This window comes from Metallumcola ferriviriculae (assembly GCF_035573695.1).
GTDB lineage: Bacteria > Bacillota > JADQBR01 > JADQBR01 > JADQBR01 > Metallumcola > Metallumcola ferriviriculae.
In genome coordinates this window covers 2,657,912-2,675,939 of record NZ_CP121694.1, presented here as the reverse complement: position 1 = coordinate 2,675,939, position 18,028 = coordinate 2,657,912, and the positions used below count along the sequence as shown (strand labels likewise).

Annotated in this window: 17 protein-coding genes; all 17 read left to right on the top strand. The window is 46.5% G+C overall.

Going from position 1 to position 18,028, the window contains the following annotated elements:
- Positions 1 to 347 precede the first annotated feature (347 nt).
- The 17 genes from MFMK1_RS13305 to MFMK1_RS13225 all read left to right on the top strand — a co-directional run bounded on the left by MFMK1_RS13305 (position 348) and on the right by MFMK1_RS13225 (position 17,928).
- Positions 348 to 1,328 (top strand): TAXI family TRAP transporter solute-binding subunit, encoded by a 981-nt coding sequence (locus tag MFMK1_RS13305; protein WP_366922180.1) that lies wholly within the window; start codon positions 348 to 350, stop codon positions 1,326 to 1,328.
- Positions 1,329 to 1,847 carry a DUF1850 domain-containing protein gene (locus MFMK1_RS13300; RefSeq protein ID WP_366922179.1) on the top strand — a complete coding sequence of 173 codons (519 nt, stop codon included), beginning with the start codon at positions 1,329 to 1,331 and terminating at the stop codon, positions 1,845 to 1,847.
- Positions 1,848 to 1,913: 66 nt separating this feature from the next.
- Positions 1,914 to 3,824 carry a TRAP transporter permease gene (locus MFMK1_RS13295; RefSeq protein ID WP_366922178.1) on the top strand — a complete coding sequence of 637 codons (1,911 nt, stop codon included), beginning with the start codon at positions 1,914 to 1,916 and terminating at the stop codon, positions 3,822 to 3,824.
- Between the two features lie 227 nt (positions 3,825 to 4,051).
- Entirely contained in the window at positions 4,052 to 4,393 is a 342-nt protein-coding gene (hypA, locus tag MFMK1_RS13290; RefSeq protein WP_366922177.1) for a hydrogenase maturation nickel metallochaperone HypA, read from the top strand.
- A 147-nt stretch (positions 4,394 to 4,540) separates the two neighbouring features.
- A complete protein-coding gene (gene hypB, locus MFMK1_RS13285) occupies positions 4,541 to 5,233 on the top strand; it encodes a hydrogenase nickel incorporation protein HypB (protein WP_366922176.1) in 693 nt (230 codons plus the stop codon).
- A 34-nt stretch (positions 5,234 to 5,267) separates the two neighbouring features.
- The gene (gene hypF, locus MFMK1_RS13280) at positions 5,268 to 7,526 is read left to right on the top strand and encodes a carbamoyltransferase HypF (RefSeq protein WP_366922175.1); all 2,259 of its coding nucleotides are present in this window, start codon (positions 5,268 to 5,270) and stop codon (positions 7,524 to 7,526) included.
- Entirely contained in the window at positions 7,517 to 7,738 is a 222-nt protein-coding gene (locus MFMK1_RS13275; protein WP_366922174.1) for a HypC/HybG/HupF family hydrogenase formation chaperone, read from the top strand. Before hypF ends, MFMK1_RS13275 begins: the two co-directional genes overlap by 10 nt.
- On the top strand, positions 7,731 to 8,825 hold the full coding sequence (hypD, locus tag MFMK1_RS13270; RefSeq protein ID WP_366924945.1) for a hydrogenase formation protein HypD: 1,095 nt from the start codon (positions 7,731 to 7,733) through the stop codon (positions 8,823 to 8,825). Before MFMK1_RS13275 ends, hypD begins: the two co-directional genes overlap by 8 nt.
- Positions 8,822 to 9,829: a hydrogenase expression/formation protein HypE gene (gene hypE / locus MFMK1_RS13265; protein WP_366922173.1), complete on the top strand. Its 1,008-nt coding sequence runs from the start codon at positions 8,822 to 8,824 to the stop codon at positions 9,827 to 9,829. The genes hypD and hypE overlap by 4 nt, the downstream gene beginning before the upstream one ends.
- Positions 9,830 to 10,122: 293 nt before the next feature.
- Complete coding sequence (locus MFMK1_RS13260; protein WP_366922172.1) at positions 10,123 to 11,370, top strand: Glu/Leu/Phe/Val family dehydrogenase; 1,248 nt, start codon at positions 10,123 to 10,125, stop codon at positions 11,368 to 11,370.
- Complete coding sequence (locus tag MFMK1_RS13255) at positions 11,361 to 12,167, top strand: IclR family transcriptional regulator (RefSeq protein WP_366922171.1); 807 nt, start codon at positions 11,361 to 11,363, stop codon at positions 12,165 to 12,167. Before MFMK1_RS13260 ends, MFMK1_RS13255 begins: the two co-directional genes overlap by 10 nt.
- A 43-nt stretch (positions 12,168 to 12,210) precedes the next feature.
- Positions 12,211 to 14,070: a TRAP transporter permease gene (locus MFMK1_RS13250; protein WP_366922170.1), complete on the top strand. Its 1,860-nt coding sequence runs from the start codon at positions 12,211 to 12,213 to the stop codon at positions 14,068 to 14,070.
- Between the two features lie 85 nt (positions 14,071 to 14,155).
- A complete protein-coding gene (locus tag MFMK1_RS13245; protein WP_366922169.1) occupies positions 14,156 to 15,163 on the top strand; it encodes a TAXI family TRAP transporter solute-binding subunit in 1,008 nt (335 codons plus the stop codon).
- A 68-nt stretch (positions 15,164 to 15,231) separates the two neighbouring features.
- A complete protein-coding gene (locus MFMK1_RS13240; protein WP_366922168.1) occupies positions 15,232 to 15,444 on the top strand; it encodes a 4Fe-4S dicluster domain-containing protein in 213 nt (70 codons plus the stop codon).
- On the top strand, positions 15,437 to 16,582 hold the full coding sequence (locus MFMK1_RS13235; protein WP_366922167.1) for a 2-oxoacid:acceptor oxidoreductase subunit alpha: 1,146 nt from the start codon (positions 15,437 to 15,439) through the stop codon (positions 16,580 to 16,582). The genes MFMK1_RS13240 and MFMK1_RS13235 overlap by 8 nt, the downstream gene beginning before the upstream one ends.
- A gap of 1 nt (position 16,583) precedes the next feature.
- Positions 16,584 to 17,411, top strand: coding sequence for a thiamine pyrophosphate-dependent enzyme (locus tag MFMK1_RS13230; RefSeq protein ID WP_366922166.1), 828 nt, complete (start codon positions 16,584 to 16,586; stop codon positions 17,409 to 17,411).
- Positions 17,380 to 17,928 (top strand): 2-oxoacid:acceptor oxidoreductase family protein, encoded by a 549-nt coding sequence (locus tag MFMK1_RS13225; RefSeq protein WP_366922165.1) that lies wholly within the window; start codon positions 17,380 to 17,382, stop codon positions 17,926 to 17,928. The genes MFMK1_RS13230 and MFMK1_RS13225 overlap by 32 nt, the downstream gene beginning before the upstream one ends.
- Positions 17,929 to 18,028 lie beyond the last annotated feature (100 nt).

The following is an 18,028-nucleotide window of genomic DNA, read 5'->3' as shown; positions in this document are numbered from 1 at the left end:
CCCTTTACAGACAAGCCTTCCAGGTGTTTTCTAACGCAATTATTTCCTTTGGAATCGATCTTGCATCATAAATAAATAGAATCTTCAAAACTGTTTTACTATTATTGGAAGGTTATTTGAAAGGTGGTGAATTGCGTTAAAAGTGGTGATGATTTTGCGGAAAATAAGTATCCGTAGGTAATCCGGGCAGCGGCACCGAGTATAAAACTGGTGTTTGTGTAATTAATGAATTCATCAATTAATTAATTGATGAAGTGTTGAATGTTTCCAAGATAGTTAAAAACTAGGGGGTAATTAAACTGTCAATTAAACATATGAGCAAAGGAAGGAAATTTATTTTCTTAATATTGGTTATTAGTGCACTTACTTTTATCGTTGCGGGTTGTTCTGGAGGTACTCCCAGCGAGGATGAATCCGGATCAGTAGAAAGAATTTCAATTGCCACCGGCGGTACCGGTGGAACTTATTACCCTTATGGCGGCAGCATGGCAGACGTTATTAATAAAAATGTCCAAGGAATAGAAGCAGCAGCTGAAGTCACAGGTGCTTCTGTGGAAAATGCCCGCTTGCTTGAAAATGGACAAACCCAATTAGCATTAATGATGAACGATGTATTATTTAAGGCAACTAATGGTGAAGAACCCTTCAAAGGAAAACTGGGACTGCGGACGCTTTTTGAAATGTACCCCAATGTACAGCACGTTGTTACCTTAAAAGATAGCGGCATTCAAACCATAGAAGGTTTGAAAGGAAATAAGGTTTCGGTAGGTGCTCCAGGGAGTGGTACTGAGTCAATGGCTAAGGGAGTGCTAGGTTCTTTGGGCATAACCTATGATGCTTTTGAAGTATTGCGTTTGTCCTTCGCTGAAAACACCCAAGGCCTAAGGGACGGTGTAATAGATGTTGGTATCTGGTCGGTAGGTGCTCCCACTTCTTCAGTGATGGACTTGGCTACTACCCATGATATTCGAATCATCAATTTCTCCGATAGCGAAGTAAACAAAGTTGTATCGGCGCTGCCTTATTACAATAAGATGGTATTGCCTGCCGGAACCTATCAAGGGCAAGATGAGGATGTAACTACTATTGCCGTTTGGAATACGGTAGCTGTAAATAAAGATATGCCGGAGGAAACCGCTTATAACATAGTTAAGGCCATTTTTGAGCACGTGGATACACTCATACAAGTCTACCCCGGAGCTAAGCTGACCACTCCTGAGAACCTTGTTAATAATGCTGTTGCACCTTTACATCCAGGTGTAATTAAATATCTAGAAGAAATTAATGTAGAGGTGCCCGACCGCCTCATTCCACCAGAGATGAAGTAAATGCACATTATGCCAACAAAAGATTGGCGGGAGAAGAACCGGAGAAAGATCGGGTTCTTTTTCCTGCTCTCTCTTGGTATTTTAATGCTGGCAGGTATAATGTGGACAAAAATATTCAGCGCTCCTAGCTTGATGCTGTCGATAGAAAATGCAAATAGTGGTCAGCTAATTTGGAGCGGCCCGATTAAAGAGGGTGAAAAGTTCCAAATACGGTATACTCACTCGGTAGATCACCTCCCTGTAATTGAAGCTTACCAAGTGAGGCAGGGAAGCCTTGTGCTGGACAAAGTCAGTTGGATATCATTTGGTGCCGGTCTAGACTATGCCGGGCAGGGTGAGCTGATATTGGACGGGAAATGGGTTAGAATTATCAATATGAATCGGCAAATTGGTACGCTGCCCCTACGAGTTGGCACTATTGCTGACCACACTTTGCAATATCGAGGCTCGGAAGTTCACCTCTGGGACTATGCCGCTGGTATGGACTTAGTATATATATCTGTTAGAAATAACAGCTAAGAAATGAAAGAATGGGGGCAGACCCTAAGAATGAAATAACAGAAAGGCAATCAAGGAGGGGTAAACTTGAGCAAACAGGAGATTGCTAAGGAAAAAAATACTAAGAAATTTTCTATATTAATGATTACGGCAGTGGCTCTAGCTTTAACGGCATTCCAGCTATATACCGCCGGTGTATCTCTACTTGGCGCTTGGATTCAAAGAGACATCCATTTAGTTTTTATTTTAGTTTTGACCTTTTTAATTTTTCCCTTGTCCAAGCGAGGAAAATCAGACCAGGCGACTATTCTTGACGGGATACTTGTTACGCTCGCAATAGCATCCGGGCTATATATTATAGTTTTTTATCAGGAGATAGTAATGCGCGCCGGGTCATATACCACCTTGGACACTATCTTTGGTATTATAATGATATTGCTGCTGTTGGAAGCTACCCGCCGGGCTGTGGGATGGGTATTAGTGTTCATTGCCGGCTTCTTCCTAATCTATACCTTTATCGGACCATATCTTCCGGGATTGCTGGGTCATAAGGGGTACGGTTTAGAGCGAGTGGTATCTCAGATGTACCTTACCACCGAGGGGATTTTCGGAATTCCGCTGGGGGTGTCCGCAAACTATATTTTTCTCTTTATCTTTCTTACGTCCATGCTGGAGAAACTTGGGATGGGTGAATTCCTCTTGCGTTTAGCCATGTCTCTGATGGGACGTTTCGTCGGTGGGCCGGCAAAAGTGGCCGTGTTGGCCAGCGGCTTTATGGGGTCTTTAACCGGCAGTGCAGTGGCAAACGTAGTGGGCACAGGTACTTTTACTATCCCATTAATGAAAAGTAACGGTTATAAATCTCATTTCGCCGGTGCAGTGGAATCGTGTGCTTCTTCAGGCGGGCAGTTGATGCCGCCCGTTATGGGTGCTGCAGCATTCATTATTGCCGAATTCTTAGGTATTCCTTATATTGAAGTAGCGGTAGCGGCAATTATTCCAGCAGTTTTATTTTATATTTCCATACTATTTGGCGTGCATTTTGAAGCTTGTCGCTTGGGGCTAAAGGGATTGCCAAAGAAAGAACTCCCATCAACGAGAGAAGTTCTCAAAGAAGGATGGTACTTACTATTGCCTTTAGTAGCTTTACTTTACTTTTTAGGTGTGGTTCAATATAGTCCCATCCGTTCCGGATTTTATGCTATTGTCACAATGTTTATTGTCTCATTCGTTAGCAAGGACACCCGTCTCACCTGGCAGCGTTTTGTGGACGGGGCACTGGCCGCTTCAAGAAACACTATCATGGTTGCATTGGCTTGCGCCACCGCGGGTTTAGTGGTGGGCAGTATTAATTTGACAGGTGTTGGCTTAAAATTATCGTCATTTATTATCTCCTTATCCGGCGGTTATTTATGGATAGCCCTGTTGCTCACCGGTATGATAGCTATCGTTCTTGGCATGGGGCTGCCTACCAGCGCAGCCTATATCGTAGCCGGAACCATGGCCGCACCCGCTTTAATTGAGATGGGTATACTGCCGCTGGGTTCACACCTATTCGTATTTTATTTTGCCATTATCTCTGCCATCACTCCACCGGTAGCACTGGCAGCCTATGCTGCATCAGGTATCGCCCAAGACGACCCAATGAAAATTGCTTTCACGGCCTGTAAAATTGGCGTTGCAGCCTATATAATTCCATTTTTATTCGCTCAATCACCGGCCCTGCTGGGCCAGGGTTCGTTTGTTAGCGTCAGTTTAGCGTTAATTACAGCTATAATTGGAGTTGCTGCACTAGCAGGAGGCAGCATCGGCTATTTTGTCAATAAAGCAGTATTCTATGAACGAGTGCTGTTAATTGTCGGTGCCTTCAGCATGCTTTATGTGGGTATCTATACAGACCTGCTGGGAATTATAGCAATAGGCCTGGCCCTGTTTACCAATATAAGAAGAGGACAAAAGCAAGTTGTGAATATAGGAAAAAGCGTTGAAGAAATGTAAATCTTGTCACTTATTAGTGTCACTTATTGGTGCCTGACACCAATAAGTGACACTTTTTTTCTTGATCGTATCCTGGTGCCTGACACCAATAAGTGACAACACCAATAAGTGACACTTTTTTTCTTGATCGGGAAAAGCAGGAAATTAGAATAGTGTATCGAATGGGTTACACAGTTAGCACGAACAATATAAATATTTAGAATTTATGCGAAGGTTGGTGCTAGGGTATGCATGAAATCGCTATAGTCGATAACCTGATTACGGTGGTCGACGATCAGGTAAAAGAACACCAACTAGAAAAGGTACACCGGGTGCACCTGGTGGTAGGTCAACTGACTGGTGTGGTAGAAGATGTTCTGCGGTTCTGCTGGCAGGTATCCGCGGAAGGTACGCCCTGGGAGGGTGCCCAATTGACCGTTGACCAGAAAGCGGCGGTGGCTTTATGCGCTGACTGTAATGTAGAGTATGAGCTAAAAGAGCAATGCTTTGCCTGCCCCCACTGTGGTGGAGCAATCAAAAGCCTGGTTACCGGTAAGGAACTGTATATTGACTACATTGAAGGAGATTAGCGCTCAATTACCCGAAAGAGTTTACCTGATGACCAAGCCCCCATTGATAGAAGTGGGGGTGCTCACTTTTACTTCAGCTAGAGTTGACTCCATCTGAAGCCTCGACGACCCCGATCTGAATACTTGAACAAACTAGGAGGAACCGTTTTGGAGATTAAAGTGTTAAAAAATATCATGAAACGTAACGAAGACCTGGCCGGTTTAAACCGCGAGATATTTGACAAACATGGTATTGTGACGGTGAATATCATGAGCTCACCCGGGGCGGGGAAGACCACTATTTTGGAAAAAGCGATACCTATCTTAAGGAAAGACTTGAATCTGGCAATCATAGAGGGTGACCTAATGACCAGCAGGGATGCGGAACGGATTAAGCGGCAGCAGGTACCGGTGGTTCAGATTAACACTGAGGGCGGCTGTCATTTGGATGCCAATATGATTAACCTGTCACTAAATGAACTGGATTTAGCAGACATTGACCTGATCATCATCGAAAATGTGGGTAATCTGGTCTGCCCAGGTACCTATGACTTAGGCGAGCATTTTAAATTGGTAGTTCTCAGTGTGGCTGAAGGAGACGACAAGCCGGCCAAATATCCCTTGATGTTTCAAGAGTCCCGGGCCTGCATATTGAATAAGATTGACCTGCTGCCGTACAGCAATTTTGACCTGACCACATTTAATGAGGATATACATAACTTAAATCCCGCTATGGAAATTTTCCATACTGCCGCGTTTTCCGGAGAAGGGCTGGAGCAGTGGTGCAGTTGGTTGAAAGACCAAGTACGTCAAGAAAATTATGGGAAAAATGACCTGACCCAAGAACAAAGGCTGAAGTGACATGAGGGAAGTCCTACCAGCAAGAGAGATAAAAGTGTTCGGTGTGGTGCAGGGCGTGGGTTTTCGCCCCTTTATTTATCGGCTGGCCGGCAAGCACCGGTTGCATGGATTCGTGCTAAATAACAGCCAAGGGGTAACCATCCACTGGGAAGGTGAAGCGCGCAGCATAGACCAGGCTTTGGCGGCAATGCTAAACTCCCCGCCTCCTTTGGCAAAAATCACCAGTTATTCATGCCGAGAGATAGAACCGAATAAATACAGCAGCTTCTTTATTCAGGAGAGTCTCGTCCGGGAAGGTATAGAAGCACTCATCCCGCCCGACGTGGGTATCTGCAGCGACTGTATGAGAGAGCTTCAGGATGCCGCGGACCGAAGGTTTTCCTATCCTTTTACCAATTGTACCAACTGCGGTCCCAGGTTTACCATAATCCGCGATATGCCTTATGACAGGCGCCAGACAACCATGAATCAGTTTGACATGTGTCCAAGCTGTCAAGCAGAGTATGACGACCCTGAAAACAGGCGTTTTCATGCTCAACCCAACGCCTGTGGTAGGTGCGGGCCCAGGATGGAACTATGGGATCACATGGGCAATATTGTTAATGAAGACCCACATCGGCTCTTGTTAGCCGGTAATATTCTCGCGGTTAAGGGCCTAGGCGGCTTTCACCTGGCTTGTAATGCCATGGACGAAGAGGCAGTAGATAGACTGAGACAGCTAAAAAAACGTGATGCCAAGCCCTTTGCCCTGATGGCGGCGGACCTGGAAACGGTGCGGCGCTGCTGTCGCCTTTCCGCTGCCGAAGAAGAACAGCTTATTAGCCCTGTCCGGCCAATTGTAGTGCTGCAGCAACAAGACTTATCATTGCCCCAAGCCATTAATCCCGCTCTTGACTCTTTGGGGATAATGCTGCCGTACACCCCGCTTCATCAGCTCCTTCTTTCACCGACTCTGTCGCTCGTAGTAATGACCAGTGCCAACCTTTCCAGCAACCCATTGATAACTGCGAACAAGGAGGCCCTAGAACAGCTGGGGGAGATAGCAGACTTTTTTTTAGTACATAACAGAGGGATAGTAAACCCGTGTGATGATTCAGTGGGCGCAGTAACGGGGGGCAGTTGGCAGTACACCCGGCGTGCCAGGGGCTGCGTGCCGCTGCCGGTACATCTGCGTGGAAAAGAAATGACCCCTTTATTGGCCTGCGGGCCCAATTTCAAAAATACATTTGCTCTGACGAAGGGCGAAAAGGTATTTTTAAGCCAACATTGGGGGGACCTGGATAACTACCTCAATTACCTGAAATACGAGGAGGCGGTCCCGAAGATGATGTCGCTGCTGGACATTAAGCCCGAGCTGGTGGTTCATGACCTGCACCCGGATTACCAGACCACCGCTTTTGCCGGGAAGTTATGCCGTGATTTGAGTTTACCTGCCCACGCGGTGCAGCACCATCATGCCCATATGGCCAGCTGTATGGCGGATAACGGTTTGGATGAAGAAGTAATGGCGGTAATTTGTGACGGTACCGGTTACGGGACTGACGGTGCTATCTGGGGTTTTGAATTCCTCTACGGGGACTATGGCAGCTACAGCCGCCTGGGTCATCTGCATTATCTACCGCTCCCTGGAGGAGAAGCATCCATCAAAAAGGTAGACCGTATGGCGTACGCTTTTCTTATTTCCACCCTAAATAATGGGGTTAAGCAGCAGGCCGAACAGGTGCTGCCACGGCTCGGTACTAAGGAAAGAGAGCTCCTGGACATACAGGTAAAGCGAAAAATTAATTCACCGCTTACCTCAAGCTGCGGCAGGCTCTTCGATGCTGCCGCGGCCCTGCTGGGTATCTGCAGCATTAACAAATATGAAGGTCAGGCCCCCATGGAGATGGAGGCTAAAGCTCGCCATTCCACCGATAAAGGCCAATATTACCGGCTGGAGTTAGCTAAAAATGGAGACGGTACTTTCACGCTTAATACGGCAGCGCTGTGGGCTGAAATGCTGGAGGATATCCTGGCGGGAAAAGAACCGGGCACCCTGGCGTTGAAATTTCACTGGGCGGTGGCCCGGGCTATTATCGACGGTGTCCTTCACATGGCGGCGGTCACCGGTTTGGACAAAGTGGTTTTTTCCGGCGGTGTCTTTCAAAACCGTCTCTTGACCGCCATGGTGAAAGAATTAATGGCAGAGACAAAGATAGATGAATACCTGCACCGGCAGGTGCCGCCCAATGACGGTGGGGTTTCCCTGGGACAAGCGTTGATAGGAAACGAGGTGCAGAAAAGATGTGTTTAGCAGTACCATTAAGAATCAAGACAAGATCCGGGGACATGGCTGAGGCAGGTGACGAAACCCTCAGACGTAAGATTTCCCTGGCCCTGACTCCCGATGCAGCCGAAGGTGACTGGGTGCTGGTACATGCCGGTTATGCCATTCATCAGATCAGCGAGGAAGACGCCCTGGAAACGTTGAAATTGTTGGAGGAGCTAGGTGAAAGTAATGGTTGATAAGCAAAAGGTTCGATATCAGCTGCAGGAAATTGAAAGGATGAACCCTTGCAAGCAAATCAATCTTATGGAAGTTTGCGGCACACATACCCATGCCATCGGCAAAAGCGGCCTGCGTCAGCTGCTGCCGCAAAATATCAATCTCATATCCGGTCCCGGCTGTCCGGTATGTGTCACCGATGACTGGGAAATTGAGTCCTACCTGGATTTGGCACGGCAAGGTAGGGTTATTATTGCCACATTTGGTGATCTGCTGAAGGTGCCCGGCACTAGGGGTAGCCTGGCCGATGCCCGGGGGGATGGGATCAGGGTGTCGGTGGTATATTCGCCCCTTGAGGCACTAACACTAGCGCAGAATAATCCCACAGCAGAAGTGGTCTTTCTGGGTGCGGGCTTTGAAACCACTACGCCGGTGGTGGCCATGTCGGTGCTTGAAGCGAAAGAAAGGGGCCTGAAAAATTACTCCGTATTCAGCATGCATAAATTGGTGCCCCCGGCACTAGCGGCATTACTGGAGGACAAGGAAGTCAATGTGGACGGGTTTATTCTGCCGGGACACGTAAGTACAATCATCGGCCAGGAACCTTACCAATTCCTCAGTAGGGATTATGGTAAAGGCGGTGTTATTGCTGGGTTCGAGCCAGAAGATATCCTAGAAACAGTTGGTATGTTATTGGCTCAAATGAATCAGGGGGAACCGGCCATTAAGATACAGTACCATCGGGGCATGGCGCCCGAGGGCAATGCTGTGGCACGGGAAGCAGCGGCGAAAGTTTTTACACCCGAGGACGCCCGTTGGCGCGGACTGGGGCTGCTACCCGAGAGCGGGCTGAGATTAAGACGCGAATATGAGAGATTTGATGCTAAGGCAAAATTTGGTTTGCCCCAGGTACCCCCGACAGCGGTGAAGGTACAGCCAGGCTGTGCCTGCGGCGAAATCTTGAAGGGGATTAAAAAACCGCATCAATGCAGGTCATTCGGCAGAGCGTGTACTCCCATGGAGCCGGTGGGCCCCTGTATGGTTTCTTCCGAAGGGACCTGCGCCGCCTATTACAGATATGCGGAATATCAGGGGGAATTGGCATGAAAAGAGATAAAATAACACTGGCTCACGGCAGCGGCGGTAAGCTGTCCCAACGGTTGATTGAGGAGGTCATCTATCCAGCATTTGGCAGCAACGGAGGCCATGAGCTGTTAGATGCCGCATCTTTTACCGCCTGGGGTAAAATGGCTTTTACTACCGATAGTTTTGTCATTTCCCCGTTATTTTTTTCTGGGGGCGATATAGGCAAACTGGCTGCCTGCGGCACCATCAATGACCTGGCAGTAAGCGGGGCGGAACCACTTTTTTTAAGCGTTGGACTGATTATCGAGGAAGGATTTGAGATTTCCAAGCTGCAGAAAATTTTGCAGTCACTGGCCAATACAGCTGAAACTGCGGGAGCAGCAGTGGTGACAGGGGATACCAAGGTGGTGGAGCGGGGCAATGCGGATAAACTCTACATAAATACCGCCGGTATCGGGCTTATTTCTCCAGGCACCCAGCTGGGGCCTGCCAACATTGAAGTGGGCGACGTAATCATCGTCAGCGGCACTATGGGTGATCACGGTATGGCAGTGTTGAGCTGTCGGGAAGGTTTATCCTTTGAAACGGTGCTTACCAGTGACTGTGCCGCTTTAAACGGTTTGGTCGAAGCAGTGAGCCGCACCGGTTCGATAGTCTGCATGCGTGATCCCACCCGGGGTGGTCTGGCTACCACGCTATGTGAGTTAGCAGAACAATCGGGTACGGTGATGGAAATTATCGAGGACCAAGTACCGGTAAAGCCTGCCGTCACCCTGGGGTGCGCTATGTTGGGAATGGATCCGTTGTATCTGGCCAATGAAGGCAAAGTAATCATAATTGCCAAAAACCAAAGTAAGGAAAAGGTATTGACCGCCGTCAAGGGCCACCCATTGGGGAGCGATGCGCAAATAATCGGCAAGGTTACCGGACGGGACCAGGGCGGGGCAGTGCTCCTCGAGACGACCGTGGGTGCTAAGCGCCTCCTGCGTCGGTTGGAGGGAGAGCACCTGCCGCGGATTTGTTAAGATAAAAAGGAGCATCTGTCTAAGGACATTCCCAGGCTGGTTAGCAAAGTGTCAAAAAAAGTGTCACTTATTGGTGTCAGGCACCAATAAGTGACACTTCTTTTTATTCTGGTGCCTGACACCAAATAAGTGACAATGGCACGTTTAGCTTGAAAACCTTCTTGAAAACAGCAAAATTCTCTAAAATACGACTTTAAACTAATCTTGACTACGCCTGGAAATTGGTGATATTCTATAGATGCGCCACATTGTGGACCGACGTCCACATGGTGAAACGGAGTGGGGGGAGATTTATGCTTACAAGATCTGCATTAGAAATAGCGCAAGAGCAATTATTGGAAGCAGCGCAATTAGCAGGAGCATCTCCGGAAATTGTGCAGTTATTAGCTGAACCACAACGAGTATTAGAAGTCCAATTCCCGGTAAAGATGGATAATGGCACAACTAAGTTTTTTAAGGGTTTTCGGGTGCATCACAATTATGTGCTGGGGCCCATTCAGGGTGGAACTAGGTTTCATCCGGAAGAGACGCTGGAAGACATAAAAGCCCTGTCTCTGTGGATGAGTATCAAAAACGCCGTTAATCAATTACCGGCCGGTGGCGGAAAAGGCGGGATAAAATGCAACCCAAGCGAGCTTTCCAAGGGTGAGAAGGAAAGACTTTGCAGGGCTTATGTCCGTGCAATAGCGCCAATGCTTGGAGCTATGAAGGATTTCCCCGGCGCTGACATAGGTACGGACATTGAAACACAAAGCTGGATGTTGGACGAATGGGAACAAATGCACGGCATGAGACATGAACCGGCAGCATTTAGCGGCAAAGGTCTTTTGTTGGGCGGATCTGCCGGCAGGCCTTCCGCGACCGGGTTAGGGGTTAGCTTGGCTGTAATTGAAACCTGTGCCAAGCTAGGAAAGAATCTGGCAGGCCTAGAAGTGGCTGTACAAGGTTTTGGTAAGGTGGGTTCTTGGGCCGCCAGCCTATTATCGCGTAAAGGGGCAAAAATTGTTGGTGTAAGCGATATAGGCGGTTTTATACATAATGCCAACGGATTAGACCCGGACGCTTTACTGAAATATACACAAGAGCATAATTCCGTAGATGGTTTTCCTGGCGGGAAAAGCGGCGCCAAAGAGCAAATTTTCTCGTGCCCATGCGATGTATTAATTCCCGCTGCAGTTCAAAGCGCTATAAGTGAAGATAATGCTTCTGACATTAAAGCAAAGATCATTGTCGAAGGAGCTAACGGACCGATAACACCAAATGCTGAAAAATTGCTGAATGAAAATGGCGTAGTAGTGGTGCCAGATATTTTGGCTAATGGCGGCGGTACTGTCATTGCTTATTTGGAAAGGGTACAAGGAACATATAATTATTATTGGACTGAAAAAGAGGTACATATTCAATATGAGAAGATGTTTAAAGATATCTATAATCAGCTATATAGCTTGAGTTCACAGAAAAAGATTTCCATGCGTATGGCCGCATGGAGCATCGCCATCAGCAGGATCGAGGAAGGAGTTAGGCTTAGGGGTTGGATATAACCCTGCCGCGAATTATGAAAAACGGAAACCAGGTTCAATCTGTAGTAAAAGCTTTGGCAATACTTGAGTGCTTTAGCTTTCAAGAAAGAGAATTAAGTGTGCTGGACATTAGTGAAAAACTTGATATTCCTCGGCCGACGGTATCTCGGTTGGCGGGCACATTATGCCAAAAAGGCTACTTGCAGCAAGATTTGTCAAACAGCAAGTATTCGTTAGGAATGAAACTATTTCATTTGGGTTCAATTGTTGAGCACGATAAAGAACTGCAAAGCACGGCGTTACCCATTTTAAAAAACTTAAGGGACGAATTCGGTGAAACTACCTACATGGACATTGTTGATGAAAGTGAAAGAATCTGTATCATCTCACTTGAAGGAAACCATGACGTAAGGAGTATTGTGCCCATTGGCCAACGTTCGCCTTTACATGCGGGCGCAGACGGAAGGGTATTGCTGAGTAGTTTTGATGAGCACGAGTTAGATAGTTTTTTGACTGAAACTAATCTCGACTCTTTTACATCCAAAACTATCACCGACAAGCAGCAGTTAAAAGAAATGGTGCGGCAAATTAGAGAAAAAGGCGTGGCAGTAAGTGTTGAGGAGTTTGTCTGTGGAAGCGTGGCAATAGCCTGTCCTGTAAAGGATAGAACAGGCCAAGTAGTTGCCGGAATATCATTATCAGTACCAGTTTTTCGGGCAACGGAAGAAAGGTTAAAGAAATTCAAGCAAAGCGTTATTAAAGCTGCTGCTGAAATTTCTCGAGCGTTAGGGTATACCAAAGGGTCAGGGGGGATGTAAGAGATTGTAAGCAACCGTTATGCGACTGGGGGGGGAGACTATTTTGAATTTACAGAATTTTAGACAAACGTTTAACAATTTTTTGATGGTGGGTTTATCTTCTTTCGTTCTTTATACTTCTATTGTTGGACCGTTGGTTGCCATGCGTCAAAGAGCACTGATTTTTATGTTAAGCATTTTCCTAGTTTTTGTTATTTATCCAGCGACTAAAAAAGGAAAAATTAACCTTGGCGGATATATTCTTGCGGTGACCGGGTTGGCAACGGGGCTTTACGTAGTAATCTTTTTTGACACCCTGGTAATGCGAATGGGAATGCCTAACAATATTGATTTAATTCTAGGTGGGACGGCAATTATTTTAACACTCGAAGCAACTCGTCGTTCCATTGGGTGGCCTTTGCCCGTAGTAACTTCGCTGTTTTTACTCTACGCATTATTTGGCCAAAGCATACCGGGGACTTTTGGGCACGGAGGCTATAGTATTAGCCGGATTATTAACCAAATGTATCTGACAACGGAAGGTATATTTGGTGTACCGATTGGGGTTATCACGTCAATAGTGTTTCTCTTTGTTCTGTTTGGCGCTTTTCTTGAACGTTCCGGCGGCGGGAACTTCTTTATTGATTTGGCAGTAGCATTAGCTGGAAAAGCCCGTGGCGGCCCGGCCAAAATCGCCATCTTCGCCAGCGCTTTTTTGGGCACCATCAATGGTAGTTCCATAGCAAATGTTGTTACCACGGGGAGTTTCACCATTCCCTTGATGAAGAAAATTGGTTATAAGAAAGAATTTGCCGGCGCCGTGGAGGCTGCGGCTTCTACCGGAGGACAAGTTACACCGCCAATTATGGGGGCGGCGGCTTTTATTATGGCCGAATTTACCCACATACCTTATTTAACGATAATTTTGGCGGCAATAATTCCTGCTATCCTGTACTACCTATCATTATATATGAACGTACATCTGGAAGCCTGCAAAACGGGACTTGAAGGTTTGCCTGATGATCAAGTTCCCCGGATAATGGACGTTCTTAAAAAAGGGTGGCATTACTTTATCCCCCTTGGAGCTATTATTATCACTCTCATTGTGGGATTTAGTCCTAACCGGGCTGCCTACACAGGAATAGCTCTCTTAATTTTAGTTAGTGCCTTTAGAAGTGAGACAAGAATGAAGTTTAAGGAAATAGGTCTGGCTTTAAGGGATGGCGCAGCGACTTCTGTTAGCATTGTGGCTGCTACTGCCTGCGCCGGGATGATAGTAGGTATTGTCAGTATGTCCGGGTTAGCACTAAAGTTTTCTGCCATTGTTACCTCTTTGGCCCAGGGAATGTTATTCCCGGCGCTATTATTAACAATGTTGGCGTCTATTGTGTTGGGGATGTCTCTTCCCACCACTGCAAATTACATTGTTCAGGCTGCTATTACAGCACCCGCTTTAGTCGCTTTGAATATTCCGGTTCTGACCGCGCATTTGTTTGTTTTATACTTTGGCGTATTTGCGGACATTACCCCGCCGGTGGCGCTTGCCGCTTATGCAGCCACAGGTATTTCAAAAGGCGACCCAATGAAGACTGGCTTATTGGCCTCACGAAATGTATTAGTCGGATTTATTGTTCCGTTCTTGTTCGTATATTTCCCGGCCCTGTTAGGACAGGCACCGGCTATGAAAGTGGCATTAACAGTGGCCACTGCAGTTTTAGCTGTGATAGCAATTTCAGGTGGTGTATCGGGCTATCTGAGAGTGCGGTGTCCTATTATTGAAAGAGTTTTGCTTTTTGCCAGCGGCATGATGCTGTTAGTGCCGGAAGTTTTTACCGATTTAAGCGGTGCAGCAATTTTGGCGGCAGTATATCTGTGGCAGCGTCTGTATCGTGATCAGCCAAAAATTAAGACGACAAGTGTCTAATTCTATCATAGCTGCATGGGGGGTGGTCGGCGACCGGTAGTCTTTACTTAAGAATTGGTTGGCAAAAACAAGGAGGTCAAAAATTATGAAAAAATTCTTAAAGGCAAGTGTTTTGGTGAGTGTGATGGTGTTGTTAGCCTTTACTGTGGTAGGTTGTGGTGGACAGGACGCAGAGAAAGAATCAGGCGCCAAGGAACAAGCTTCTGAACCCGTTGATATCTCTATCGCTACCGGCGGCACCAGCGGCACTTACTACCCATTAGGCAGTGCTGTTGCTACTGTAGTGAATGAAGCTAAGCTAGATATTAATGCGACCGCGGAATCCACCGGTGGCTCAGTCGAAAACGCAAGATTAATTCTTCAGAATGCAGCAGACTTCGGCTTTATCGAATCTGGCATTGCAAAGTGGGCGTACAACGGCGAAGAAATGTTTGAGGGAAACCCCGTTGAGAACATTCGCGGCGTCATTGCGTTATATCCAAACACAATGCAAACAGTGGTTAAAGTTAATTCCGGCATTGAATCGTATGCTGATTTAAAGGGTAAGCGAGTTGCAATTGGAGTTCAAGGTGGTTCTACACCCTTGAATATGGAGTTTACCTTGGATCAATATGGCATTTCCTTAGATGATATCAAGCCAGAATATTTAGGGTATGGTGAGGCAATGCAGCTGTTAAAGGATAATCAACTTGACGCTGTCTTGGTTGATTCCGGGGCGCCTTCCTCCTCAATTATAGACATTAGCACACAGCACGAAGTGCGTATTTTGCCTATTGAAGCTGATGTAGTAAGCAAGATGAAAGAAAGCTACCCATTCTTTGCGGATTCCTACGTTATCCCGGCTGGAACCTATAAAGGTATCGATCAGGACATTCCTACAACAGGGTCTAAAGTGATGATAGCTGTAAGCGCAGATGTGCCCGATGAAGTAGTTTACAATGTTGTTAAGACCATGTTTGAAAGCAAAGAAAAGATTGTAAATGTGCACGAGGCAGGTAAAAGCATACAGCTAGAGACTGCTTTGGATACTATAGCAATTCCTCTGCACCCGGGTGCGGAAAAATATTATAAAGAGCAAGGCTTAATAGAGTAGAACGGGAATTTGCTGCAGTGCTCCCTAATAACTTTTAGGGAGCATCTTTTTTAAAAGATACGAGAGGGGTGTCAACTGTGCGAAGCAAAGTAACTATTGCAATAAACGAAAAGTTTTGTAAGCGATGTGGTATTTGTATTGAATTTTGCCCCCAAAAAGTTTTCGAACCGGCTAAAGACGGACTCCCTTTAGTGGTTAACAATAATTGCACTAATTGTACATTATGTGATTTAAGGTGTCCCGAAATGGCCATAACGCTGGAGGTGGAAGAAAGTGAGTAGTGCTGCAGGTAGACAGTTGGTACAAGGAAACGAAGCTTGCGCTTTGGGGGCAATAGCGGCGGGAGCAAGATTCTTTGCAGGATATCCGATAACCCCTTCTTCTGAAGTTGCTGAAGTTTGTGCCCATAAGCTTCCTGAATATAACGGTATTTATATCCAAATGGAAGACGAACTGGCAAGTATGGCAGCAATTGTAGGGGCGTCCTTATCCGGCATGAAATCTTTTACAGCAACCAGCGGCCCCGGTTTTTCCTTAATGCAAGAAAACCTAGGTGTTGCCATAGCCCAAGAGGTACCCTGTGTAATAATAAACGTCCAGCGAATGGGCCCAAGTACCGGTTTGGCAACTAAGCCCGCACAAGGGGATGTAATGCAGGCAAGATATGGTACCCACGGTGACCATGCTATCATAGCCCTCTCACCTGCTTCGGTAGAGGAATGCTACACACTGACAATAGAAGCCTTTAATCTGGCGGAAAAATACCGCACACCCGTTATCTTGCTATCGGACGAAGTAGTAGGACATATGACGGAAACTTTTGATATACCCTCCTTGGATACGCTTGAAATTATAAACCGTAAGACACCGCAGGGTGACCCAGAGCAGTTCTTACCGTATGCTCACGCTGAGGATGGCATACCACCTATGGCTAAATACGGCGATAAATATATTATGAGAGCCACCAGCTCCGCCCACGACGAATCCGGCCGTTCAAACAGTGATCCGGCCAACAATGATAAATTGGTGCGGCGGTTGTATGACAAGATTTGTACAAACTTAGAAGATATAGTTCGTACCGAAATCTTTGGCCCCGTGGATGCCGATTACACCATAATTGCCTACGGCGGCGTTTCAAGGGCAGCGATGCAAACAGTCACCGATGCAAATGCAGCCGGCGTAAAAGTTAACCTGTTACGTTTAATCACCATCTGGCCCTTTGCCGAAAAGGAAGTCAAGGACGTGTTGAGCAGGACCAAAGGTGTGATCGTTCCCGAATTGAATATGGGGCAAATCTTACTGGAAGTTGAACGCATGAATGTCGGCTTCAATACCCCGATACATCCTATTTCAAGGTTGGACGGGAAACTTATTACTCCTTCACAAATCCTGGATGTAATTAAGGAGGTGGCCAAATAAGATGACATTAGCGTATCAGGATTATTTAAAGATGGATAAACTGCCTCACATGTGGTGTTCCGGATGCGGGGATGGAATAGTGGTTCGCGCCATTGCAGAAGCGCTAACGGAATTGAATTTAGAAAAAGATAAAGTAGTTATTGCCACCGGCATTGGTTGTTGGGGTAAGGCAGACGATTATTTTACCACCCACGCTTTTCACGGAACACACGGCAGGGCGCTGCCTTACGCTACCGGCATCAAACTGGCCAACCCAGATGTTCATGTGTTGGTATTGATGGGTGACGGTGACGCCGCCACTATCGGCGGTAACCATTTTATCCATGCGGCGAGACGAAACATTGACTTGACCGCCATAGTTGTAAACAATTTTAATTACGGCATGACCGGCGGGCAGTACTCAGCTACAACACCTCTTGCCGCTCGTACTTCCACGTCACCTAAAGGCGTACCGGAACCCGGGTTTGACGTAAGCAATCTGGCTGAAGCAGCAGGGGCCAATTTCGTTGCCAGGACCACCGCTTATCATGCAGTTAATATGCGTAAGCTAATTGTTCAGGCCATGACAAAGAAAGGCTTTAGTCTTGTGGAAGTGCTAAGCTCCTGCCCGACATATTTTGGCCGTTATAACGGCTATAGCCCGGCAGTTAATATGATGAAATATCTGCGGGAGTTAGGTGTGCCTAAAGCAAAGTACGAACAATTACCGGAAAAAGAAAAAGAAGAACATTTCCCCACAGGTGTACTAACAGATAAAGATAGAGAAGACTTCTTAACAATCTATAAGAGGTTGAATAATGTTAAAATGCGAGGTGGGACAAATGGGTAAGGCCAATCAAGTGATACTCGCGGGAATTGGCGGCCAAGGTTTGATATTAGGCGGGCATATTTTAGCTCATGCAGCCATGATAGAAGGAAAAAATGTCGTTCAAAGCAAAAGTTATGGTACCCAGAGCAGGGGAGGACACTCCCAAACAGAGGTTATTATTGCCGACGATCCTATTTACTATCCATACTGCGACAGTCCGGATATTGTACTGACACTCAGTCAACAAGCCTACGACAAGTATTGGGACCAGGTACCTGAAGATTGCCTGATAATTTATGATAAAGACTTGGTGAACGTCCAACATAGAGATAAGCAAGTGGGATATTCCTTAAGAAATCAGGCTTTGGATTTGGGTAAAGAACAAGTCATGAATATACTGTCACTTGGGTTTATAATTAAGCATATGCCTTTCTTAAAGCAAGAAACCATCGAAGAAAGCATCAGGCACGAGCTGCCGGAAAAGCTGCATTCTTTAAATGTTCATACTTTCCGTGTAGGCCTAGGTGTAGAAGAGTAACAATGTGTCACTTATTGGTGTCAGGCACCAATAAGTGACACTCTTTTGTTATGGTGTCAGGCACCAAAGGTGTCACTTATTTACTTTTCCAAAAAAACCG